The sequence below is a fragment of the Hoeflea sp. CAU 1731 genome (assembly GCF_039888615.1).
Lineage (GTDB): Bacteria > Pseudomonadota > Alphaproteobacteria > Rhizobiales > Rhizobiaceae > Flavimaribacter.
The window spans coordinates 227,602-249,315 of the sequence record NZ_JBDQQS010000001.1; the positions used below are offsets into that span (position 1 = coordinate 227,602).

Sequence of the window (21,714 nt, forward strand, 5' to 3'; positions counted from 1 at the left end):
CTCAACAAATGCCTTCATAAGCAGGAAACTGTCCCGATAACCTTGCCGTTGGTCGTATGTCTTTTGACAGGGGTTCAGTCTCCACCATTTCGCCATCCCCCTGAATACCATGGGAAAAAACGATACGCCAGCAATGTCGGCCGTCGCAGGCGGGGATAAGGGCATATGCAGGAAAGGTCATGATCTCCGCGCGTTCGATACTGATGCGAGCGCTATCTGGCCGCGATTGTTCCTCGTGCGCTTGTCTGATTAAAACGCTTCTAAATCATGGGGATAAGCGTCGTGACGTGAATGCCGTTTCAATTATCCGGGTTGTCACAAAAAATATTCATTCGAAATAAAATATTGGTCGAAATCCGTCTGCGTTCCCGCGTCCGCGGGCTGAAGTTCGCGGTTTTGGAGCCATGTTGCGGTGCTGCTGATTCGCGACGCCGGACAGTTTTGTCTGTGAGTTATTGTGACGATTCCAGGTCAGGGCAGGCGCGGCTGTACAGGCGGGGAAGCGGCGCAAAATGCGACCAAAGATATGTGGTAAAATGTTACAGTCCTGTGACGCTAGTCACCTTACTCGACGACGAAACCGTGGCGATATGGGTCACGGTCGTCGATGAATATCGTGTTCAGACCATGCATTCTGGCCCATCCGCCGATGGATGGAACGATCGCGTCATAGGCGCCGACTTTCACCCGGTCTTCGACGCGGCCTTTGAACAGCGATCCGATGATGCTTTCGTGGATGAAGTCGTCTCCGGGCTGAAGGCGCCCTTTGGCGGCCCATTGGGCCATGCGGGCGGATGTGCCGGTTCCGCATGGTGAACGGTCTATCGCCTTGTCGCCATAGAAGACGGCGTTACGCGCGCTGGCTTCGGGATGATTGGGAGCGCCTGTCCAGAGAATGTGGCTAAGACCACCTATTTCAGAATGTTCGGGATGCCTGAATTCGTATTTCCCGTTGAGCGCCTTTCGCAACAGCGGACTGTGGCGGATCAGGTCAATCGATTTGAAATCGGCAATGTCGGAGAAGTTCTTCTGACTCTCGACGATTGCGTAGAAATTGCCGCCATAGGCGACGTCGACGACGATTTCTCCAAGGCCCGGACACTCGGCCGTCAGTTCCGTCGAATGAAGGAACGCCGGCACGTTTCGCAATCGAACCTCTTCGACGCGGCCGCCCTCCATACGGTAGTCGGCAAGAACGCGTCCGGCCGGCGTATCCAGTCGCAACTGCCCGGGCGTTGCCGGCGTGACCAGGCCATGCTCTATGGCCATTGTGACGGTCCCGATGGTTCCATGGCCGCACATCGGAAGGCAACCCGAGGTTTCGATGAACAGCACGCCGACGTCGCAGTCGTCGCGGCAGGGCGGATAGAGTATAGAGCCGGACATCTGGTCATGTCCACGCGGCTCGAACATCAAGCCGGTGCGAACCCAGTCATATTCGGCCAGAAAGTGCGCTCGCCTCTCGAGCATGGTTGAACCGGACAATTGCGGCGCGCCGCCGGCGACCATGCGAACCGGGTTTCCGCAGGTGTGGCCATCAATGCAGAAGAAGCTGTGACTTGCCATGCGTTACCTTCAGAACCTGTCGGCGCGGAACGGGGTCAGGTCGATCGAAGCCGGCTCGCCAAGCGCAAGCTCCGTGATGAGGCTCGCCGTGCCGGCAGACTGGGTTAGGCCGAGATGTCCGTGGCCGAACCCATATATGACCCTGTTCGTGGCTCTGGCCATGCCGATGACGGGCAGGCTGTCGGGCAGCGAAGGGCGAAACCCCATCCATTGAACGCCGTCCCCGATGCGCAAACCGGGCAGGAAGTCTTTCGCCTTGTTGAGAAGAATATCGGCGCGGCGCAAGTTCGCGGGCAGCTCCAGACCGCCGAGCTCTACAGCTCCGCCAACGCGTATTCCGCTCGACAGCTTGGTGACGACAAAGCCGTGTCCGCCAAAGGTTATCTGCATTCGCAGATCGAGCGCATCAGGCGGCAAAGTCGTGTTGTAACCGCGCTCGGTTTCAAGCGGAATGCGGTCGCCCAGCGAGCGGGCCAACGGCCGGGACCAGGCTCCGGCGCAGACGACGACCTTGTCTGCAACCAGAACCCGACCGTCCGCGCAACGAATGCTCGCCGTCTCGTGGTCGGCTGCCACCGATGTTGCTTCGGCGACCGCGAACTTGCCGCCGCGGTCCTGGAATTTTTCCGCGACATTGAGCGTATAGTCGAGCGGATCGTTGACACTGTACCATTCCGGCGAAAAGGTTGCCCGTGTAAACCGGGAGGAAAGGCCCGGCTGCACTTCCGCGATCGCGTCCACGCCCTCGATATGCCGGAACGGGATGAGTTGGTTCTCACGCGCCCGCCAGTGGGGAAGCGACGCCTCGAACTCGCGGCCGCTCTCATAGACCTGGAGATTGCCTTCCCGCCGCAGCATATCCCCGAGGCCGGCGTCCTTGAGGAAATCCAGCAGCGCCTTTTTCGAATGATTCATGAGCGCGGATTGCGCGGCGACGCCGCGCGCCATCTCCGACGGGCGCGACGCCCGGCTGAAGCGCAGAAGCCACGGCAATATCTTTAAGGCGTAGGCCGGCGGAATCGTCAGCGGCCCGCTCGGATCCATCAGCCAGGCGGGCGCATGGCGAAACACGCCCGGCGAGGCGAGTGGAATGATGTCAGAAAATGCGAACGCGCCGGCGTTGCCTCTCGATGCGCCGGCCGCAGGGCCTTCGCGATCGATCACCAGGGTTCGCTGGCCGCGCATCTGCAGGCTGAGCGCGGTCGACAGGCCGATAATGCCTGCGCCGATGACGATGACGTTCGGTTTGGATTCGCCCAGTTCCGTCATAACTTACTTCAACTCAAACCGGGCACCGCGCCAAGGTTCATTCCGCCTCATCTACCGCGGGTCCGTCTGGATCAGAGTTGCGGCAATACAGGCCGGCTCTCAATTGCCAGCCTCACGATCTTTTCCACTCTTTCACGATGTTCGCCTTGGAGTGGTTGACGCGGCATGCGCACGCGATCATTGGACCCTATTTCAATAACTTCCGCAAGCTTGATTTGTTGCACGAGCCAGGTCGAAACATCGAGATCGAGCAGGGGACGGAACCAGCGATGGATGGCGAGCGCCTCCCCATATCGGCCCCTGCGGATCAGTTCGTAGATCGCGACCGTTTCGCGCGGGAAGGCGACGACCAGTCCGGCGACCCATCCCACGGCGCCCGCCGTCAGGGCCTCAAACCCGAGATTGTCGACGCCGGTCAGAACGTCGTATCGATCTCCGAGACGATTGAAGATCTCGGTCGTGCGCCGGATATCGTCCGAGCTTTCTTTGATCGCGACGAAGCGCGCGTCATCGGCCAGTTCCTCCATCATGTCTGGTGTCACATCGACGCGGTAGCCGACGCGATTGGAGTAGATCATGACAGGAAGGTCGCCGGCCTCGGCGATCGCCCTGAGGTTGGCGATCGTCTCGTCACGGCCGGTGTGGTAGAGCGGCGAGGGAACGATCATCAATCCGTCCGCGCCGGCGCCCGCAGCCCGCTTCGCCAGGTCGCAGGCTTCTCTCGTTCCGGGTTCCGAAATCGTGAGAAGGGCGGGCTTGTCGCCCGTCGCCTGCTTGCACAGGCGAAGCACTTCGAGCCGCTCGTCATGCGACAGCATGTTTCCTTCGCCCAATGTGCCGCAGGCGATCAGACCATGACAGCCGGCGTCCATCATCAGGGCGTAGCAACGCTCCATCTCCGCATGGTCAAGACCATTGTCTCCGCTGAATTTTGTGGTGACCGCAGGTATGACGCCTTGCCACATTTCATCGTCCTTTCTGGCTGCGCGCGGCAGCAATTCATAGCCTTGCGAAAGTTTAATCTTTTTCTGCCCGTTATCAGTGAGGCAAAGATATAACACAACCTATTGTTTTATATCATGATCGAAATTTCGCGGCTCCGAGGGAAGCGGGTGCGGCGTTGTGATTCGCCGGTTTCGCCTGCTCCTGGCCGCCGCGCTATTCCGACCGCCACAATTCCATACCACATCAGTTTAAGTGGTCAATAAAATTGGATCCAATTTACAATTTGGAGGAAATGAGATAATGATGGACGCAGGTATTTGTACCCTTTGGATTACCCCCGGAACTCCGCAGATGGCGTCGAATCTGAAGCTGAAATCGATTGATATCGGCAACCGCGCCTCCGCCGGTTCGATCGTCTATGATTCTCTGAGAAAAGCGATCATCGACGGTGAGCTGGATGATGGAACGCCGTTGCGGCAGGATGATATCGCCTACCAGTTCAATACAAGCCGTATCCCCGTGCGGGAAGCTCTGTCCAAGCTGGAACAGGAAGGGCTCGTCATAAACCGGCGCTATCGCGGCGCGGTCGTCGCGGGCATATCGCTCAGGGAAGCCTCTGAAATATTCGATTTCCGGATTCTGATGGAAAGCGAGGTCATCGCTGCATCCGTTCCGAAAATGACATCGGCGTCTCTGTCCAAGGCGCGCGCATATTGCGATGAATTCCGCCGCACGGATGATTCGAAAAAATGGAGCAAGCTTAACCGCAAGTTCCACTACAGCCTGTATCGCGACAGCGGACTGAAATATCATCTGGACATGATCGACAATGCTCTGGACCGGACGGAGCGATATGTTGACACCCAGTTGTCGATTTCCCATGGCGTTGAAAAGGCGCATCGCGAACACCTGGCCATTCTGGATGCCTGTGAAAACGGAAACGCCGAACTGGCGGCGCGTTTGACGCGGGAACATATTTCAGGCGTGCGCGACGAATTGCTGGAACATCTCGGAGGCGGACGGTAAAGGCCAGCAGACGCGGTTTCAGTCTTTCCTGAGCTTGAGGGGCAAGGGTCAGTTCGAATTGCGATTGGGTATAACTGCGGTATTGCAGCTTGCGTTGCTGTCGGTTCGACAGTTATGACAACCGATCCACACGAATTGACATGCACGGCGTCCGGAAAGAGGGGAAATGATTTCAGAGGTAAGAGGTTTGCACCACGTCACCTCCCTGACGCGCGACGCGTCTGCGAATAATCGTTTCTTCACGAAGTGGCTCGGATTGCGAAGAGTCAAGAAGACGATCAATTTCGACGTTCCCGACGCCTATCATCTCTATTACGGAACGCGCATTGGCGCGCCCGGCACGTTGATCACCCATTTCCCCTTTCCAAGCCTTTCCGGCAGCCGCATGGGATCGGGAGAGGTTGGATGCGTGGCTTTTTCCGCGCCGGAGGGCGCGCGCGCCTTCTGGGAGGCGCATGTCGAGGAACTGAAACTCAGGTTTGTCGGCTCGGATGAGTATTTCGGACAGAAGCGGCTGAGGTTTCAGGGGCTGGACGGCGAGGAAATCGCAATCATCGAGAACCCCCAGGACAAGCGCAAGGCCTGGGATGGATCAGACCTTTCCACCGACATCGGGATTCGCGGTCTTCACTCCGTCAGCCTGCGGCTTGCGGATGCAGCGGCGACTGCGGAATTTCTGAAGTTGATTGGCTATGAATTCCAGGGCAAGGAAGGCAATCACCATCGCTACCAGCTTGCGAAGGGCAATGGCGCCGATTGCATCGACATACAGGAATTACCGCACGCCGATCCGGCAAAGGCCGGCGCAGGATCTGTCCACCATATCGCCTTCGCCGTTGAAAGCCGCAAGGAACAGGAAAAGGTTCGCGAGACCCTGCTGAACAACGGCTATCGTGTGACGCAGGTCAAGAACCGCAGCTATTTCTTCGCGATCTATTTTCGCTCGCCGGGGGGCGTGCTTTTCGAAATCGCCACGAACGAGCCGGGTTTCAACACGGACGAAAAGCTGAGCGAACTGGGCCAGGGATTCATGCTGCCCAAGGAGCACGAATCCAGGCGTGAGCAGCTTGAGGAAAGCCTCGAGCCGATTGAGTGACGAACGCCGGGTTCAGTCCTTCGGAATAATCGCGCCCCTGTGGCCGACGACGCGGGACGCGAGGTCGTGACCGGCCTGCATCGCAGCTTCAAGGCTTGCGCCGGCAAGGTAGGCGCCAAGAAACCCGCCGTTGAAGCTGTCGCCCGCCGCGGTCGTATCGACGACTGATTTCGCCGGCTCGAATACGCATTTCGAAGTGTCCGCGTCTCCGAGCGGCGCAGGGCCGAGCGGACCGCGTTTGAGCGCGCCGGAACGAATACCGTAGCTATGTAAACGCTCAAGCGTTTGCGCTTCGGATTTGTCCTCGAACAACGCCATTTCATCGTCGATGGAAGGAAGCGCTATGTCCGCCATCCGCCAGGCGCGTGCAACGGCCTTTCTTGCTGCTTCGGGGCTTCCCCACAGGCGCGGTCGATAGTTGGAGTCGAAGGAGAACAGTCCTCCGGCTTCGCGAAAGCGCTCGATCCAGAGGAACAGCGCTTCGCGAATATTCTCCGGCACGATCGCGAGCGAGATGGCTGAAAGATAAATGACGTCGTAGTTTTCCAGGGTGTTGAAGTCTCTTCCCGCGAACATCTGACGGGCGGCGGAGTTTTCTCGCCAGTAAAAGAACGATCGTTCGCCATTCTCGTCGGTGATGATGGAATAGAGACCAGGCAACCGGTCGCCGATACGCTCCAGCGACCGTGTCGAGACGCCCTGTGATTCAATGAAGAGCGCCATGCGTTCGGAAAACGGGTCTTCTCCAACGCAAGAGACGAACGCCACTTCGTTTTTGGCGGCAATCTGTCTGCGCAGGTAGATCGCGGTATTAAGCGTGTCGCCCGCGTATCCGACATTGGCGGCGGTTCCGTCGCTGTTCAATACGAGCTCGATCATGGCCTCGCCGACACAGGCAATTTTCAAGGGGCCTTGCGGAATTGGCATGCTGACTTGTCCTGGCGAATAGTTGTCTGATCGCTGGACTGATAAACCAGATTCGCGGATCTAGGGAAGTCCGCACAAGTTTAAAACCGGGAAAGGCGGTTGCGTCGCCGCAACCGCCTCCGTGCCGAACAATGGCGTAGAGCCACTATCCAGAATTTCGTATGTAAACCAACTATGAGGCGTCAGGATGGCGAACGCTGTAATGGCGCAGACCGGATTGAAACAGCGTGCTACCTAAGCTGCGTTATGCATCAGGTCACTCATTTCGTCGTAGTAATGGTCCGCGGCGCAACGATCCCGCTCGATCGCCCGGGCGATGTTGCGAAACAGGATCAGGGCAAGAGGGTCGTCTGAACCAGTGTTCAGGACGACATGTCGTTTGTCTCGATAATCGCCGGCAAGGTTGCCTTGCAACTCCACGCCAATGACGCGAAATCCATAATCATGGGGACCGACTTCGCCTTCGAGCAAGGCTGTGCCGGAGCACTGAGCAATTTCCATTGCGCCGATGCACACAGGCAATTCTTCAAAGGAATATTGAGTTGTGAACATTGAAGATGGCTTAAGGGTATGGACCAGGAATATGGGTTCTGTATATACCATAATGGTATATGTTGTCAATGCTGAATCCCGCTCAGGTTGAAGCCTTGTCTTGCAACGCGACGACAAAGGTCGCGTCTATATGGCTGTCGAGCGCATGAAGCGCATCACGCAAACGCCCGATCTCTTCAAGCAGTTTGCCTGCGGAATCTCCGCCGACGGGCGACACGAGAATTTCGACATGCGGAAACTGCCCCGAGCGCCGTGACCGAATATTGAGTATCTGGACATGTGGCGCATCCAGGGCGCGAACCGTTTCGGAGATTTGTGAAAGTTCAATCCCTGACAGAGGCGCATCGAGGAGATCCGGGAGGCTCCTTGCAATCATCATGAGTCCGTTGAAGATCATGACGACGGCAACGAACGCCGCGCCGAGACCGTCCATAACCAGACCGACCACCGGATCCTTCGCGAGGGTGGCGACGGTGAGCGTGATCTGCAGGAACGTTGAATTGACGCATTTGACGATGCGAGATTTGATCTGAGCTTTGTAGATATCGGATTCTTCCGTGCGCTCGCCTGAAACGAGAGCGAACAGGGAAACCCAGTTGATCGTAAGATTGGCGGCGTTGACAATTGCCGCGAAGGCGAGACCAATCGGGCTGGGCGGCACGCCTTGTTCAACCAGGGAATGAACAACCTTTCCAGCGACCCATACGCCGCTGGCGATCATGCCAAGACCGATGATCAGCCACGAGAACTGTTCGATCTTTCCCACGCCGAATTGAAAATGCGTCATGCGCCCACGGTGGACGCTCGCCAGCAACCAGAGCGAATAAACCTCGATCATCAGCATGAAACTGGAACGGGTAAATTCGCTGAGCAGGGTTAGCGAGCCGGTGATTATCGCGAATGCAACCTGCAGCAGGACCAGGATCAGATCAGCCAGGCTTGAGTAGATGACGGCCCGTTCCCGGGATATTTCCACCTTGGTGGGCTCTCTCGTTATCTTCGAAAGTAGCCTCATAGCCTCATACGCGCCCTGATGATGTCGATGAGGCCGATGTCGAGAAACTCGACATAGGCTGCCTGGCCGATCGGGCAGGTTTCAACTTCGAGATCGTCGGGCTCGAGTGAGAGCAGAACCTGGGCGAGACCGGGACTACGACCCTTGGCGACGGCGGCCAGGTCATCAGAGCCCAAAGTCGCCGCAGAACCGCGGACGAGCATGACGTTGGCTTCGACGGACCTGTGGGAGCCTTCGATGACCACTTGCGCCTTCGTGCCGGGAAGGATCAGGGGAGCCTCGGCATCAGAAACCGGAACATCGACAAGAAGGTCGGAACAATCCACCCAGGTCAGCACCACCTGACCGGGCAGGACCACAGCGTCAGTTCGCGACTCGATACTGAGAACAGTCGCGCCTATCGGCACAGGCACCTGAGCCTCGGTCAAATGGGCAAGGTCGGCGCGCGCCAGTTTCAGTTCGGCTTCCTGGAAGCGCAGTTGCGACTCCAGTTCCTGACTGTGCACCACCATTTGCAAGCGCGGCAGACGCAGATCACTCCCATCGTCCAGAGCCCAACCGGGAACCTCGCCGTCATAATTCTGGTAGTGCCCTGACTCGGCGAATTTAAGCTGTTCAACGGCTTTCGCCAAATGCGCAGCCTTGTTGGCCTGATCCTGCCGGAGCTCCGAAAGGCGCAGGGTGGTTTCGTCAATTCGCGTCTGTGGCACAATCGTCCCGCTTCCGGCGGACTTCAGACGTTCCAGCAGGTCCTCAAGGACCGTTATCTGACCAAGCTGTGCTGCGCTGTCTTGCTTGAGTTCGGCGATTTCCCTGTGCAATCGCTGGCGAAATATGCGCGCATAAGCCTTTCGGCGCCCCAGGCGCTCGCTCTCCAACGCGTGCAACTGATCGATATATTGCCGGGCTTCGTCTATCTGTTCGCGTGTCGCGTTGACCCGTTGTTCAAGGTCGTCTACGCGGTATTTTTCCGTGAAAAGCCGGTCGTTGCGTATCAGTACTGCTGATGTGTCCGAGCCCACTCGCGTCCCGATTTCAGGCAAGGGCGAAACGATCTCACCGGCTATCGGCGCGCTAGCAAGCTGTTTCCAGGCGGTGATCGCCGAATCCCGTATAAAAATCGATTTGAGATAGGGCCCGCCGATCCAGGCCGAGTAGAGAAGAAAGGCAAGGACGCCAACCAAAAGAATCGTCAGAAAACGGGGCTTTCCACGTCGCGGCGCCTTGGACATATCGCTGATGCAATTCCACAATTCATATTGTTAGAAAATACTTTTGGCCAACTATATCTGGCCTTTGAACGGCGTCAATCGCCGCAGCTTTTTGCATCACGCAGAAATTGTGAAAGGCAATGTGGATGGACAGACGGTTGCAGGAAGATCACGTTTTTCGTACATGCCTTGTATTCCGGAAGTCGGTCCCCATATCCGTAGCCATAGTATAGAAAAAACCTTCATATTCAGGATGGTAGAGCCATTTCCTGATCAATCGCCCTGTAACGAAATACGGTGAATCGATATGCGTCCGTTTACGATTGCCGCTGCGGTGTTGCTTGCCGGAGCGCTGGCTGTTGTCACCATGACTTCGGAGGAAGTTGGTCAGGCCAGGGAGAGAATCCACAGTGAAGATGACGCCGGCTGGAGGTATAATCACCATGCCCGTTTCGATGAATGGAAAACCTTCTGCAAGCATCCGGTTTCGGACAGTCCAGGAGACGGGCTAGCAATCTCATCCGGGCAGCGCTGTTACATGCGTCTCGCCGATTCCTTTGTAGCCTACGACGCCACAGACTTTTCACCCTATGAGGTGACGCTGTCGGCGACGATCGGAGTAGACGGCAAAGGCATGCAGGTTGCGTTCTATCTCGGAGAAGACCTGATTTCGGCGGAAAGCGGCGCGTACCTGCAACGTGATGGAAAACCGGTCTGGAACCTGAATACGCAGGCGTGCGTCAGTCAGAACCTCTGTGTTTTCACTGGCCCTTCCGCCCATGCGCTGATCGAAATATTTTCCGATCAAACAGCAGGCGAATTGACCCTCGTCTGGAATGTCGCTGACGGCGCCGGGCACATCCATTCCCGCAATTGGCCGATGGCGACCTTTGCGAACGCCCATGCCGAACTGGCGCGGATATCCGACTGACCGCAGACGCGTCGGTTGCCATCCTGTGAAATCCTGTCTAACTGCGTGGTCATGACATTTGACCTCCTCCTCGATCATCTCCGCCAAACCTCGCTGCTTTCACAGATAGTGGACATAAGCCACTGGGACCAGGAAACCGTGATGCCGGAGAAAGGCGCGAGCCTGCGCGCCGAACAGATCGGGGCGCTTGCCGCGACCATTCATGCGCGCCAATCCGACCCGCAAGTGATGGAATGGATCTCGGGCTTGAACGAGGCGGAACTCACGCCCTTCGATCGCTGCAACGTGGACCAGGCGCGCCGGCAATACGACAAGGCGACCCGCATCCCGAAATCTCTTGCCGAAGCAAGCGCCAAAGCCGCCTCCGAGGGCCAGGTGTTATGGACCGAAGCGCGCAAACAAAACGACTATGCGGTGTTCGCGCCGGCGCTGAAACGAAATGTTGCTCTGAAGCGTGAGGAGGCCTCCTGCCTGACTGATGGGGAAGGCGGCCTTTATGACAGTCTGCTGGACAGTTTCGAGCCGGGCGCGAGAAAGGCGGATGTCGAACCATTGCTGGAAAGCCTTCGCCCGGCGCTGGTCTCGTTGCGCGAGCGCATTCGGGAAAAGCCGGCTCCCTCGGCGCTTACAGGCTCTTTTCCGGAATCCGATCAGCTCGATCTGGCGCGGTTCGTCGCAGAGACCATGGGTTACGACTTCAAGGCCGGCCGCCTGGATATTTCCGTCCATCCCTTCAGCAGCGGCACGGTCAGCGACGCCCGCATCACGACAAGGATCGACGAGGCCGATATCCAGGACTGTCTTTTTTCGACAATGCACGAGGTTGGCCACGCTCTTTATACCCAGGGCGCGGCGCACCCTTATCTTCCAGCGGGCGACTATTGTTCGATGGGCGTTCACGAGAGCCAGTCGCGTTTCTGGGAAAACCAGATAGGACGCTCGCAACCTTTCGCCGAATGGATTTTCCCCTCGCTGAAGACCCGCTTTGACACTCTCAACCTCTGCGGGCCGGAGGAGCTTTACGCCGCAGTGAACCACGTTCAAACCGGTTTTGTCAGAACAGAGGCTGACGAGGTGCATTACAATCTGCACATCCTGCTTCGTTTTGAACTGGAGCTCGAACTGATCGACGGAAGTCTCGAAACAGAGGATCTGGAGGAAGCCTGGAACACGCGTTTTGAACGGGACTTCGGCAAGGCGCCGCCGGATGCGCGGCTGGGGGTTCTGCAGGATGTCCACTGGTCCGCCGGCTTGATCGGCTATTTTCCGACTTACAGTCTCGGCAACATCTATTCGGCCTGTCTCGATGAGGCGATGCGGGCGGATCTGACCGATCGCGACGCCATGGTCCGGGCAGGCGAGACTGCGCCGATCCTCGACTGGCTACGCGAGCGTGTCCACAGTCGGGGCAGATTGCTGGCTCCGCAGGACCTTATCGCCGAGGCGACGGGAAAGGCGCCGTCCACCCGCCCGCTGATCGATTACCTGGAAACAAAATTCGGTGCGCTCTACGACCTGTAGGCGACGGCAGCCCCAAAACAATTGAAACATTAATTCCGAACCTTCGAAAATCGACTGAAACATCGGGCGTTCAAAACCGGGTCATCAAGCAAGCCGGGATGAACAACGATGCCAGATTTCAAAAACGACCAGCTTTCGTCCGCGCCAGTGGCGGTCGCGCTCCATTCATCGGCCTCGAGCGGAGCCCAGTGGCGGGCATTCGCTGCCGACAGTGCGGGGCAAATGGAGGTCATCGCGCCTGACCTTCCAGGATACGGTCAAGCCAGCCTGACGCGGGATATTTCCCAGAAAGGCGTTGCGGCAGCTGCGGCGCCTGTCATCGAACTGATCGAGCGGAAAGGGCAAGCTGTTCATCTCGTCGGACATTCGAACGGAGCGGGCGTCGCGCTGAAGATCGCAATGGTCCGGCCGGACCTGGTCAAAAGCCTGGCGTTGTATGAGCCGGCGACGTTTCATTTCCTCTCCCGCGGATGCTCCATGGATCGTACGCTCTTCCGGCGGATCAGCAGGCTGGCGGGGCTGGTTTCCGTGTCACTGGCTTTCGGCAATCCCGACCGTGGCATGCGCGCCTTCATCAATTTCTGGAACGGAGACGGCGCCTGGGAATCGCTCCCCGGCAAGTCACGCGGCAAATTCGCATCCCAGGCGCGTTCGATCATCGCCGATTTCAACGCCGGCTTTGCTGAAACCTGGACCTTGCAGGAACTGGGGGCGATCAAACTGCCGGTCCTTATGATGAGTGGCGGGCAGTCGCCTGACATCTCAGCGCGCGTAACGTCCCGTATCACGAGCGCCTTTCACGACGTTCGCACCGAAGCCTTTGCCTCGCTTGGCCACATGGCGCCGGTCTTCAATCCCGATGTGATCAATCCGGTCATCCTGCGGCATATCGCAAGGGTTGAAGGAGCAGAGGCCGCTTCATCGGCGCGCATTCGCTCCGCCGCCTGATCCATTCGATTTCCAGGCCGCATTGCCGGCTGTTTGATTTCCTGCGAAACGGTTACCATATCGGAGGTAATTCCGGTTCGACCTTCGGAGAGGGTCTTTGCTTCCGGACCATGTTTCATTTGGGCGATCGCGTTGTGGGCAATCATACGACCAATTCTGCGGACAGTGCGCCGGATATCGCAAATTGGCTCATCGGCGAAGGCAGGTTGCACGGTGACGGACTGAAGGTGGTCGAAGGTCTGGCGACCCGCCTTGTGGCATCGGGCGTTCCCCTGTCGCGCATGCGCATAAACCATCAGGTTGCAAATCCGCTGATTGCCGGCTGGAGCACGGTGTGGACGCCGGACGGGGCGGTCGAAAATGCAATACCGGCAAGCGTTCTGCAGACATCGGCCTGGCACGGTTCGCCCTTTCAACATGTCGTGCAGAATCGCGGCGCATTTCGACGTCGGCTCGACAATCTGCATCCCGTGGACGACCACGGCGTGCTGCATGAAATGGCCGAAGCAGGGGGGACCGATTTCTTCGCGATGGCGCTTTCGTTCAGCGACGGTTCCACCCAGGGCGCGAGCTTCGTCACGAAAGATCCGCGCGGGTTTTCCAAGAGCGGCCTGGAATTGCTGCAGTCACTCACGGATCCGATCGCAGCGGCGATGGAGCCCTGCGCGCAGAGACGGTCCATGCGCAGCCTGCTTGCGACCTATCTCGGGCGGGGACCGGCGAAGGAAGTCGCCGAAGGCGCGATACGCAGGGGCGATCTTGTCCATATGGACGCGGTGGTGATGTTTTCCGACCTGAGGGATTTTACCGCAAAATCCGCCTACTGGCCTGAGGCCGAACTGATCGAGGCGGTGAACGACTATTTCGAGATCGTTGCGGAGGCGGTGCAGGCCCGCGACGGAGATATTCTCAAATTTCTGGGCGACGGCGTGTTGTCGGTGTTTCCAGTCTCCGGTGAGAAGAACCAGGAAGAGCGCTGTATTGGCGCTGCGGAAACCGCCATTGAAATCCGCGCCAATCTCCACGCATTGAACGAGCATCGCCAGACGCAAGGCAAGCCTCCGCTGGAAACCGGCACGGGAATCCACATGGGGCAGGTGACCTACGGCAACGTCGGAAGCCGGGACAGGCTGGATTTCACGGTCATCGGTCCGGCGGTCAATCTGGCGAGCAGGGTCGAACAGCTTTGCAAGGCGACGGGCGATACGGTTCTTGCGACCAGCGCGGTGGCGAATCTCGTTCCGTCGCTTTTCCGATCGACGGGCATGCATGCGATCCGCGGTCTGGATCAGAACATCGAAACCTTCGTCCTGATCTAGGGTGCAATATGGCAGCAAGCAATTCGTTTTTTGCCAGCAGACTGTCCGTTCACGGAACGATGAACTTGAAACTGCCTAGAAGCGGCTTAAGTTCGCTGGATGAACAGCAATAAATACAGCATCGAGATCGGAGACGTGGAAGGCGAGGTCAAGGTCCTCCACGGCGGATGGCCTGTCGCATCCTCAGAACGTGTTCGTGTGCTTCGCGAAACACGCTTGGCCGACTGCTATTACTTTCCTTCCGATGCTGTCGATCCCGATATTCTGTCGCCTTCCAATCAAAAGACGTTCTGCCCGTTCAAGGGAACGGCTTCCTACTGGCACGTCAAAACCGCGTCCGGTTTGAAGGAAAACGGCACCTGGTCCTACCAACGACCCCTGGCCGAAGCACGAGGCATTGGCGGCTATCTCGCTTTCACGGAAGAAGTCGCCGAAGAGTACGACTTTGCCGTTTCACCTCCGGAAATCCGGATCGAGGAAGCCCATATCAGCAGTCCATTGAGCGATTGGATCTTGCGTGGAGCCGGCAATTGCAAGACGCGCCGGGAACTCGCGCGCATGCTTGGGCATAAACTCGTGGAGGCCGGCATTGGCGTCAGTCGTATTTCGGTCGTGCTCTGGTCGCTGCATCCCGAGATTGCAGGCTCCAATATTGTCTGGAAGCGCGATACGGACGAGGCCAGCCTGGCCGAAGCGAGTTACGATCTCCTCGACGATCCCGAATTCGTCAACAGCCCGATATACTATGTCAGCATGGCCAAAGGCGGCGTGCGCCAACCGCTCAACGTCGACGTTTTCGAGTTCGATTATCCGATCATTCATGAGTTGAAGGCCTCAGGCGCGACGGATTATGTGGCGATGCCACTTCCGTTTTCGGACGGGCAGATCAACGTGATTACGCTCGCGAGTGACAGCGAGGATGGATTTTCAACGGCGGACCTGGGACAGATCTTCGAAATCGTCGGGACGATCGGGCGGTATTTTGAAGTCCTGACCTTGCGCAAGAACACCAAGACGCTGCTCGACACCTATCTTGGGAGGCGCACCGGGAAACGCGTGTTGAACGGCGACATTCGGCGTGGCCTCGGCGAGGATATCCAGGCCGTGATCCTGTTCAGCGATCTGCGAAACTCGACAAGGCTTGCGGAAGAGCTTCCGCGCGACGACTATCTGAAGATGCTCAATCGCTATTACGACATGGTCCTGGCGCCGATCAGTGAAAATGGCGGGGAAGTGCTCAAATTCATCGGCGACGCGGTTCTCGCCGTCTTCCCGATTTCCGATCTTGCCGACGACAGGGCCGGGCAGGCGGAACTGGCTCTGCGGTCGGCCCGCCAGGCGATAAGGGTCGTTGAGGAGAATCTCGAGAAGGGGCTTTTGGAAGATGGTCCACCGATAGACATGGGAATCGCTTTGCATATCGGCGATGTGACCTATGGCAATATCGGCAGCCATGATCGCCTCGATTTCACGGTCATCGGTCCAGCGGTCAATCTCGCCACCAGAATGGAGGGATTGTGCAAGGCGACCGGCAACAAGATCATCATGTCGCGAGACTTCGTTGACGCGCTGGAAAGCGATGGCGGCAGCCCGCCGCAGAATGTCTTTTCGATCGGCTCGCATCGTTTCGACGGATTTGGATCAAGCCAGGAAATCTACGCGGCAGGCAGCCGCGACGCGGATTTCGATGCGTCAGAGGCGCAGATCAGTCCGGTGTCGTGATCACGCCCGCGGTTTCGAGTTCTGACCGTTCAGGATACCAGATTGCATTGTGCGGACTGTTGAAGATCCTTTTCAGGAACTCCGGATCAATCGCCTGGTTTTCGAAGAATGCTCGGTCGCGCAATTGTTCCTCGGCAATGTCCACATTTGGAATATTGGCTGTGCTGTCCAGGCGGTATTGATGAAAGCCGAGCCGTGCGTCGGGGCCCATGGTTCTGTTCGCGCCGGAAATGAAGATGATCGTGCAGGCCGAACTGCATTCGCCATCGATACGCGTGTCGAGATGTCCTTCCGACACCAGTCGCGCGATGCCCCGCGCTTCGTAGATATTTCCACCTTTGCTGTTGAGCGCCAGGGCTTTGACGCCTGAATTCTCCGACAAGAGATTTCGAATGATTTTCGTCGAACCGAGGGCGACGTCGCCATCGAGCGTCAGAACGCGGCCGTCGTCGGACAGCGACAAGTCATAGGTTGAAGCGTGGAGACGATCCATCTTCGTCGTGAACAGCTCTTCCTCGGGTTTCCATATCGTTCGCTGATAGAGACCCAGCCATTGTGTGCCGAAGATGAACAGCACGATGATGATGGCGACGTAGCTGCCCCAGACGGGCGCCAGCGAGCCGCGCGCGGCGACATGGGCCTCTCCTGCACGGATGACGCCAATCGAAAGCATTGCGAAAATCGAAAGAGAGGCGACAAGCAGGCAAACGAAAACAATGAGCGGGACGTAGGGCAACGTCAACACGCCGGCCAGCGCCGCGTAGACGACGACGCAGGGCGCGACGAAGAACAACCAGAATGATGGTCCGAGAGCCCGTTCTCCGCGCCAGAATGAAAGGAAGTCACCCATTCGGGCACGATAGGATAAAACAGGTCGCCTGTGGAGGCGTTTTCCAGAGCGTTTCTTACGCCAACCTGCCTGACAAGGCGTATCCAGAAAAGTTGGAGGGTGATGATCGGCTGATCCCGATGCGCGATGCGCCGGGATCCGATTGCTACTTGATGGCTATGAAAGACTTTGTGAGGCCGCCAAAGGATTCGCTGACAATCCGGGAGTCGAAAAACAGATGACGCATTTCTTTTCCAGTTATCAGTTTGATGCTGTCGACGATCTCTCGCGATTTCAGGAAATCGGGTTCCCGCAGGTAAAATCCGCATTTTCTGTGCCGTAGCAACCATGCGCGCAGAAAAAGCGGCAGCCAATGAAAGCCAATGAAACGAAAATGGGGCTCGATGGGAAACCAGTAGTTTGGCGTCTGGATGAAGTGACGCTTGCCGAGTCGGCGCACGTTGTCCCGGAAATTAAGGATTGCCTCCCAATTGCCGACATGTTCGATAACCGAGTTTGAATGCACAATGTCGAACTCTTCCCCGACAAGCAGGCTTTTGTCCTTTGCATCCGCGCATACGAACGAGAAATGTTCGTCGTCTCTGATCTTCACCGGTTCATTGTTGACGATCGTGACGTGAATCCGACCATGATATTTTTTGAACAGGTCACGCGCGATCATCCAGTAAGTTTCAGTGCCCCCCAGGTCGAGTATGCGAACCAGCCGTGTGTCCGGCATCAGGTCGTGAACCATCTCTTCAAAAGGGGCGAAGCGTTTTTTCCTGAAACCGAACTCTATCGATTTGGGATTTTCATACGGGTCTTTGATCTGTTCGGGCATCAGGACGTGGCTCTCACGGTCCGCGCTTCCAGCTTAAACCCGGCTGAGCTGTCGCGATGTGATTTGACATATTTGATATCTTGGGGTGGCTGCCGTTTGGCGCACGTCAAGCAAATGGAAAGATAGTGAATTCTACTGTCAGTTGTTGAATCTGCAGGCGTTCGGGCGATCAGGCGAAGTCGAGCGTAACGCCAAACGCGCACATCGTATTCTTCAATGAAATTCTCGGAACAACATAGAATCATCAAATAATATATATACAAAAAATCGAAATTGCAGAATATCTATGATTGATATTCTCTCTCAATTTCTGAAATATTTTTATCATGTTATATAATGCAACTCATAGTATTGGTATGCTTTCAGATGATGTTAGATGAATCTATTTCTGGAAAAGTATGCTCAACGATACTGAAATCGTTGTCGCCGTGTTGCCTGCGTGTGTCCGAGTGCATCTAGCGCGCGGCTGGTTCACAGCGGAATGAAAAGATCTATTGGGCGACGTCGCCGTAGTGCAAATACAAAAAACGGGGCCGATGAACGGCCCCGCTGCATGTTCAGGCTGACGCCCGCGCTTTTCTAGCGATGGCCGCCGAAGCCGCCGCCCATGTGGCCGCCGCCGAATCCGCCGCCGCCAAAGCCGCCGGGCATTCCTCCGCCGCCAAAGCCTCCGGGCATTCCGCCGCCGAAACCACCATGTGGCATCCCGCCACCGAACCCGCCGGGCATTCCTCCGCCGAAGCCACCGTGCGGCATTCCACCGTTAAAGCCGCCTGGCATCCCGCCGGGCATGCCGCCGCCATAATGTGCGGGGACACCGGGAGGCGGACCACCATGAGGCCCGTAGCCGGAGTGATGCGGCGGGGGCGGTCCATACGGATGGTGTGGACTATAGGGGCCGTAGGGACCATAGGGATGATGCGGAGGAGGCGGTCCGTAGGGGTGATGTGGACCATAGGGACCATAGGGGTGATAGTAGTAACCCCACTGGTTGTACCAGGGATAACCAACGTAGTAGCTGTTCCAGTACGCTTGGTTAAAGGTCGCGAGGCCGATGCCGACGGCAGTGGCGACAGCTGGTGTCAGCTGTGTTTTCTGGCCATTGTCGACAGTGACTATGTACTCGGAATCGATCCAGCCGCGGGTCGCGCCCCACTTGGTGTCGCACCAGTCGTAACCGGACTGGCAGCCGTAAATCTTGATTGCCGAATTCGCCGGCACGACGGCGACTGACGGATAGTTCGTTCCCGGACCTGCGCGAAGATGCACACCGGTTGTAGTATAGCCTGGCGTTTGCGCCAGCGCGGTAACAGTCATTAACGGCAGGCAGAGCGCCGCCAATCCCCACAATAGCAATTTCCTCATACTCACCTCCTAGCGTGTAGAGTTTCAACGGGCGTCAATATACACGGAAGTCGGATATTGACACTTCCAAAGTTGCAATTGTGACGACATTACTAACGCACCGTAACCAGAATATTTAGATACTCTTACGATGCTTGGTTCATGAGCTGATCCGGGGCCGGCGCACCGTTTGAAACGAGGCGCTGCGAGATGATAGCAACCGGTTTCAGGCGGCCCGGGCTTTCAGGCGACTGCGCGCCATTTCATCGGCAACCATGCTGGTCGGCAGGTTCTCTTCGGCGGCGGTTTCGAAGATTTTACGGAGTGTCAGCGGGATCGAGCGAACCCTGCTTCCGATCAAGGACCCGGTTTCATCCTGGCACGCCAGACAAATGACGCCTCCGGCGTTGAGCACGTAGTCTGGCGCAAAAAGTATATCGCGTTCTGCTAACAATTGACCGTGATACGAAGCCGCAAGCTGATTGTTCGCCGAACCCGCGACTATCGGCGCAGCAATCTCGTCCACAGAATCGTCGTTGATGACGGCGCCCAGGGCGCATGGGGCAAATATATCCGCTTCAACGCGATGCGAATTTTCAGAGTCGACGGCAGCCGCCCCGAACGTGGTCTCGGCCTTCTTGACGCGGTCGCTCCTGATATCTGACACGATGAGCTTCGCGCCTGCTTCATGGAGCATCTCCGCCAAGCGCCATCCGACATTTCCCAGTCCCTGTATGGATACGGTCAAGCCGATGACCCAGTCGTCATCGAATTTGAAGCGGCGTGCTTCCTTCATTCCCTCGAAGACGCCCAGCGCCGTATAGGGGGAGGGATCTCCCGCCGGACCCTTCGTTCCCCCTCTGACATAAGGAGTGACTTCCGCCAGAATATCCATATCGGACGGGGTCAGACCCACGTCTTCGCCGCTGATGTATCGTCCCTCAAGGTCGTTGACTGTTCTTGCAAAAGCCTTGAGCAGCGCGGGGGATTTATTGCGTTCGGGATCGGCGATAATGACAGCCTTGCCGCCTCCGAATTCCAGACCGGCTAGGGCATTCTTGCAGGTCATGCCTGAGGAAAGGCGCAGCACATCCGTCAACGCGGCTGCCTTGGTCGGGTACTTCCACAGGCGCGCGCCGCCAAGGGCAGGCCCGAGCACGGTGCTGTGGATTGCGATTATGACGTCCACTCCAAACTCGGGAAGCCGCCTGAAAACGACATGTTCGTGATCGTCAAAATCTGGATGATCGGACAGAAATTCCTGTCGAAAATCCTCCATCGTCATGGCGTGCGTGTTCACGGTTCACGACCTCGCTGGCGTTCGCTAACCACGCGCGACTTCCGATACGCAACGCGGAAATACTGCGTTATAATATAATACATAGATTGTCTGTCGTAAAGAAATACAACTATAGAGAGTGTAATTGCTTTTCTACCATTAGTAGATGAGGTGGCGGAGCGATGAAAATCAGGAATAGTTTACTGATCTCAAGAGTAATAACGGCTAGGATAGCGCCTCAACAGCATGGAGGCGTTCTTTTCATGATTTTCAGAATGGCGTTAGCAGGATTGTCCATGGCGTTGACGCCAATAGCGGCGCACGCGCAAACAGCCAGCTCTTCACCACCGCCCGCTGTCGTGGTTTCGACGGTGACGGAGCAGTCTCCCGCCGCCTTGAACAGATATGTCGGCAGGGTGATTGCCGTCAGCACGGTCGAGCTTCAAGCCCGGGTGACCGGTTTTCTCGAAAAACGCAATTTCACTGAAGGCGCGACCGTCAAGAAAGGCGACGTCCTCTATGAGATAGAAAAGGACACCTACAAGGCGAACGTGGACAAGTCGGCGGCGACCGTAGAGGGCGCGCAGGCCACGGTGACGGACGATCAGAAGACGTTCGAACGCATGAAGTTCCTGCGCGACAAGCAGGACCAGCCGCAATCGGCGGTGGATCAGGCAGAAGCCGACCTCCAGAACAGTCAGGCGACGCTTGGCGAAGCCAAGGCTCAACTGGAGCTGGACAAGATCAATCTCGGCTATACGACAATCACCAGCCCGATCGACGGCCGGATAAGCACGACCAATATCAACGTGGGCAATCTCGTCACCCCGGACAGCGGCACTTTGGCGACCATTCTGAGCGTCGATCCGATCTATGTCCGGTTCTACATCAGCGAAATCGACCTTGTCGATGCGCGACAGAGGGGGCTGATCGGAGAGGACCAGGCGAAACTCGAAGTGGAGATCACGCTCTCGAACGGAGACGTTTATCCGAAAACGGGCACGATCAACTATGTCGGGGTCGCGATCGAACAGTCGACGGACACAACCGAAATCAGAGCCACTTTCGACAACCCCGACGGTATTCTGATTCCGGGTCAGTTCGTCACTGCAAGGACGATGGATCCGTCGGCCAAGCCGGAACTCGCCGTCCCACAGCTTGCTGTGCAACTCGACAAGAAGGGACACTTCGTTTTCCTCGTGGGCGACGACAACAAGGTCGAAAGACAGGACATCGAGGTTGGTCAGCAGAAAGCCGGGATGTGGGTCGTCACCTCGGGATTGAAAAAAGATCAGAAGGTCATCGTACAGGGCCTGCAGAAGGTGCAGCCCGGAATCATCGTGAAGCCCGTCGAGCAGCAGAGCTGACGGGAG

General features: G+C 57.1%; 19 protein-coding genes. 8 read left to right on the forward strand and 11 right to left on the reverse strand.

From position 1 onward, the window contains the following. Positions 1 to 564: 564 nt before the first annotated feature. The 3 genes from AAFN47_RS01125 to AAFN47_RS01135 all read right to left on the reverse strand — a co-directional run bounded on the left by AAFN47_RS01125 (position 565) and on the right by AAFN47_RS01135 (position 3,800). A complete protein-coding gene (locus tag AAFN47_RS01125; protein ID WP_499807323.1) occupies positions 565 to 1,566 on the reverse strand; it encodes a 4-hydroxyproline epimerase in 1,002 nt (333 codons plus the stop codon). Positions 1,567 to 1,575: 9 nt separating this feature from the next. Beyond that, positions 1,576 to 2,835, reverse strand: coding sequence for an NAD(P)/FAD-dependent oxidoreductase (locus tag AAFN47_RS01130; protein ID WP_499807324.1), 1,260 nt, complete (start codon positions 2,833 to 2,835; stop codon positions 1,576 to 1,578). Between the two features lie 71 nt (positions 2,836 to 2,906). Then, the gene (locus AAFN47_RS01135; RefSeq protein WP_499807325.1) at positions 2,907 to 3,800 is read right to left on the reverse strand and encodes a dihydrodipicolinate synthase family protein; all 894 of its coding nucleotides are present in this window, start codon (positions 3,798 to 3,800) and stop codon (positions 2,907 to 2,909) included. A gap of 331 nt (positions 3,801 to 4,131) precedes the next feature. Between AAFN47_RS01135 and AAFN47_RS01140 the strand changes: the two genes are divergently transcribed. Both AAFN47_RS01140 and AAFN47_RS01145 read left to right on the forward strand, forming a co-directional pair. Next, positions 4,132 to 4,806, forward strand: coding sequence for a GntR family transcriptional regulator (locus AAFN47_RS01140; RefSeq protein WP_499807326.1), 675 nt, complete (start codon positions 4,132 to 4,134; stop codon positions 4,804 to 4,806). A 166-nt stretch (positions 4,807 to 4,972) separates the two neighbouring features. After that, positions 4,973 to 5,902, forward strand: a complete 930-nt coding sequence (locus AAFN47_RS01145; protein WP_499807328.1) for a VOC family protein — start codon at positions 4,973 to 4,975, stop codon at positions 5,900 to 5,902. Positions 5,903 to 5,914: 12 nt separating this feature from the next. On the opposite strand, the gene AAFN47_RS01150 is transcribed toward AAFN47_RS01145, so the two are convergent. From AAFN47_RS01150 to AAFN47_RS01165, 4 genes are all read right to left on the reverse strand, one after another. Continuing rightward, a complete protein-coding gene (locus tag AAFN47_RS01150) occupies positions 5,915 to 6,829 on the reverse strand; it encodes a sugar kinase (RefSeq protein WP_499807330.1) in 915 nt (304 codons plus the stop codon). 234 nt (positions 6,830 to 7,063) lie between these two features. Beyond that, positions 7,064 to 7,450 (reverse strand): hypothetical protein, encoded by a 387-nt coding sequence (locus tag AAFN47_RS01155; RefSeq protein WP_499807331.1) that lies wholly within the window; start codon positions 7,448 to 7,450, stop codon positions 7,064 to 7,066. A gap of 13 nt (positions 7,451 to 7,463) precedes the next feature. After that, complete coding sequence (locus tag AAFN47_RS01160; protein ID WP_499807333.1) at positions 7,464 to 8,396, reverse strand: cation diffusion facilitator family transporter; 933 nt, start codon at positions 8,394 to 8,396, stop codon at positions 7,464 to 7,466. Beyond that, positions 8,393 to 9,628: an efflux RND transporter periplasmic adaptor subunit gene (locus AAFN47_RS01165; protein WP_499807334.1), complete on the reverse strand. Its 1,236-nt coding sequence runs from the start codon at positions 9,626 to 9,628 to the stop codon at positions 8,393 to 8,395. The genes AAFN47_RS01160 and AAFN47_RS01165 overlap by 4 nt, the downstream gene beginning before the upstream one ends. A 286-nt stretch (positions 9,629 to 9,914) precedes the next feature. On the opposite strand from AAFN47_RS01165, the gene AAFN47_RS01170 reads away from it, so the two are divergent. The 5 genes from AAFN47_RS01170 (at position 9,915) to AAFN47_RS01190 (ending at position 16,048) form a co-directional block, all read left to right on the forward strand. After that, positions 9,915 to 10,538 carry a hypothetical protein gene (locus AAFN47_RS01170; RefSeq protein ID WP_499807336.1) on the forward strand — a complete coding sequence of 208 codons (624 nt, stop codon included), beginning with the start codon at positions 9,915 to 9,917 and terminating at the stop codon, positions 10,536 to 10,538. 51 nt (positions 10,539 to 10,589) lie between these two features. Then, positions 10,590 to 12,059: a carboxypeptidase M32 gene (locus tag AAFN47_RS01175; RefSeq protein ID WP_499807338.1), complete on the forward strand. Its 1,470-nt coding sequence runs from the start codon at positions 10,590 to 10,592 to the stop codon at positions 12,057 to 12,059. A 108-nt stretch (positions 12,060 to 12,167) separates the two neighbouring features. After that, a complete protein-coding gene (locus AAFN47_RS01180; RefSeq protein WP_499807340.1) occupies positions 12,168 to 13,007 on the forward strand; it encodes an alpha/beta fold hydrolase in 840 nt (279 codons plus the stop codon). Between the two features lie 134 nt (positions 13,008 to 13,141). Then, positions 13,142 to 14,326 carry an adenylate/guanylate cyclase domain-containing protein gene (locus AAFN47_RS01185; protein ID WP_499807341.1) on the forward strand — a complete coding sequence of 395 codons (1,185 nt, stop codon included), beginning with the start codon at positions 13,142 to 13,144 and terminating at the stop codon, positions 14,324 to 14,326. 99 nt (positions 14,327 to 14,425) lie between these two features. After that, positions 14,426 to 16,048 (forward strand): DUF427 domain-containing protein, encoded by a 1,623-nt coding sequence (locus AAFN47_RS01190; protein ID WP_499807342.1) that lies wholly within the window; start codon positions 14,426 to 14,428, stop codon positions 16,046 to 16,048. On the opposite strand, the gene AAFN47_RS01195 is transcribed toward AAFN47_RS01190, so the two are convergent. The 4 genes from AAFN47_RS01195 to AAFN47_RS01210 form a co-directional block, all read right to left on the reverse strand. Next, on the reverse strand, positions 16,032 to 16,898 hold the full coding sequence (locus tag AAFN47_RS01195) for a COG3904 family protein (RefSeq protein WP_499807343.1): 867 nt from the start codon (positions 16,896 to 16,898) through the stop codon (positions 16,032 to 16,034). The two genes, AAFN47_RS01190 and AAFN47_RS01195, sit on opposite strands and share 17 nt — an antisense overlap. 145 nt (positions 16,899 to 17,043) lie before the next feature. After that, on the reverse strand, positions 17,044 to 17,718 hold the full coding sequence (locus AAFN47_RS01200) for a class I SAM-dependent methyltransferase (RefSeq protein WP_499807344.1): 675 nt from the start codon (positions 17,716 to 17,718) through the stop codon (positions 17,044 to 17,046). A gap of 579 nt (positions 17,719 to 18,297) precedes the next feature. After that, on the reverse strand, positions 18,298 to 19,083 hold the full coding sequence (locus AAFN47_RS01205) for an SH3 domain-containing protein (RefSeq protein WP_499807345.1): 786 nt from the start codon (positions 19,081 to 19,083) through the stop codon (positions 18,298 to 18,300). Positions 19,084 to 19,288: 205 nt separating this feature from the next. Beyond that, positions 19,289 to 20,362: a Leu/Phe/Val dehydrogenase gene (locus AAFN47_RS01210; protein ID WP_499807346.1), complete on the reverse strand. Its 1,074-nt coding sequence runs from the start codon at positions 20,360 to 20,362 to the stop codon at positions 19,289 to 19,291. Positions 20,363 to 20,604: 242 nt separating this feature from the next. Between AAFN47_RS01210 and AAFN47_RS01215 the strand changes: the two genes are divergently transcribed. Continuing rightward, complete coding sequence (locus AAFN47_RS01215) at positions 20,605 to 21,708, forward strand: efflux RND transporter periplasmic adaptor subunit (RefSeq protein WP_499807347.1); 1,104 nt, start codon at positions 20,605 to 20,607, stop codon at positions 21,706 to 21,708. Positions 21,709 to 21,714 lie beyond the last annotated feature (6 nt).

Bases quoted from the DNA above. Each gene is read 5' to 3' on its own strand.
- AAFN47_RS01205 (WP_499807345.1), bottom strand. From the start codon at position 19,083: ATGAGGAAATTGCTATTGTGGGGATTGGCGGCGCTCTGCCTGCCGTTA.
- AAFN47_RS01130 (WP_499807324.1), bottom strand. From the start codon at position 2,835: ATGACGGAACTGGGCGAATCCAAACCGAACGTCATCGTCATCGGCGCA.
- AAFN47_RS01165 (WP_499807334.1), bottom strand. From the start codon at position 9,628: ATGTCCAAGGCGCCGCGACGTGGAAAGCCCCGTTTTCTGACGATTCTT.
- AAFN47_RS01135 (WP_499807325.1), bottom strand. From the start codon at position 3,800: ATGTGGCAAGGCGTCATACCTGCGGTCACCACAAAATTCAGCGGAGAC.
- AAFN47_RS01170 (WP_499807336.1), top strand. From the start codon at position 9,915: ATGCGTCCGTTTACGATTGCCGCTGCGGTGTTGCTTGCCGGAGCGCTG.
- AAFN47_RS01125 (WP_499807323.1), bottom strand. From the start codon at position 1,566: ATGGCAAGTCACAGCTTCTTCTGCATTGATGGCCACACCTGCGGAAAC.
- AAFN47_RS01190 (WP_499807342.1), top strand. From the start codon at position 14,426: ATGAACAGCAATAAATACAGCATCGAGATCGGAGACGTGGAAGGCGAG.
- AAFN47_RS01215 (WP_499807347.1), top strand. From the start codon at position 20,605: ATGATTTTCAGAATGGCGTTAGCAGGATTGTCCATGGCGTTGACGCCA.
- AAFN47_RS01150 (WP_499807330.1), bottom strand. From the start codon at position 6,829: ATGCCAATTCCGCAAGGCCCCTTGAAAATTGCCTGTGTCGGCGAGGCC.
- AAFN47_RS01200 (WP_499807344.1), bottom strand. From the start codon at position 17,718: ATGCCCGAACAGATCAAAGACCCGTATGAAAATCCCAAATCGATAGAG.
- AAFN47_RS01175 (WP_499807338.1), top strand. From the start codon at position 10,590: ATGACATTTGACCTCCTCCTCGATCATCTCCGCCAAACCTCGCTGCTT.
- AAFN47_RS01145 (WP_499807328.1), top strand. From the start codon at position 4,973: ATGATTTCAGAGGTAAGAGGTTTGCACCACGTCACCTCCCTGACGCGC.
- AAFN47_RS01160 (WP_499807333.1), bottom strand. From the start codon at position 8,396: ATGAGGCTACTTTCGAAGATAACGAGAGAGCCCACCAAGGTGGAAATA.
- AAFN47_RS01140 (WP_499807326.1), top strand. From the start codon at position 4,132: ATGGCGTCGAATCTGAAGCTGAAATCGATTGATATCGGCAACCGCGCC.
- AAFN47_RS01180 (WP_499807340.1), top strand. From the start codon at position 12,168: ATGCCAGATTTCAAAAACGACCAGCTTTCGTCCGCGCCAGTGGCGGTC.
- AAFN47_RS01195 (WP_499807343.1), bottom strand. From the start codon at position 16,898: ATGGGTGACTTCCTTTCATTCTGGCGCGGAGAACGGGCTCTCGGACCA.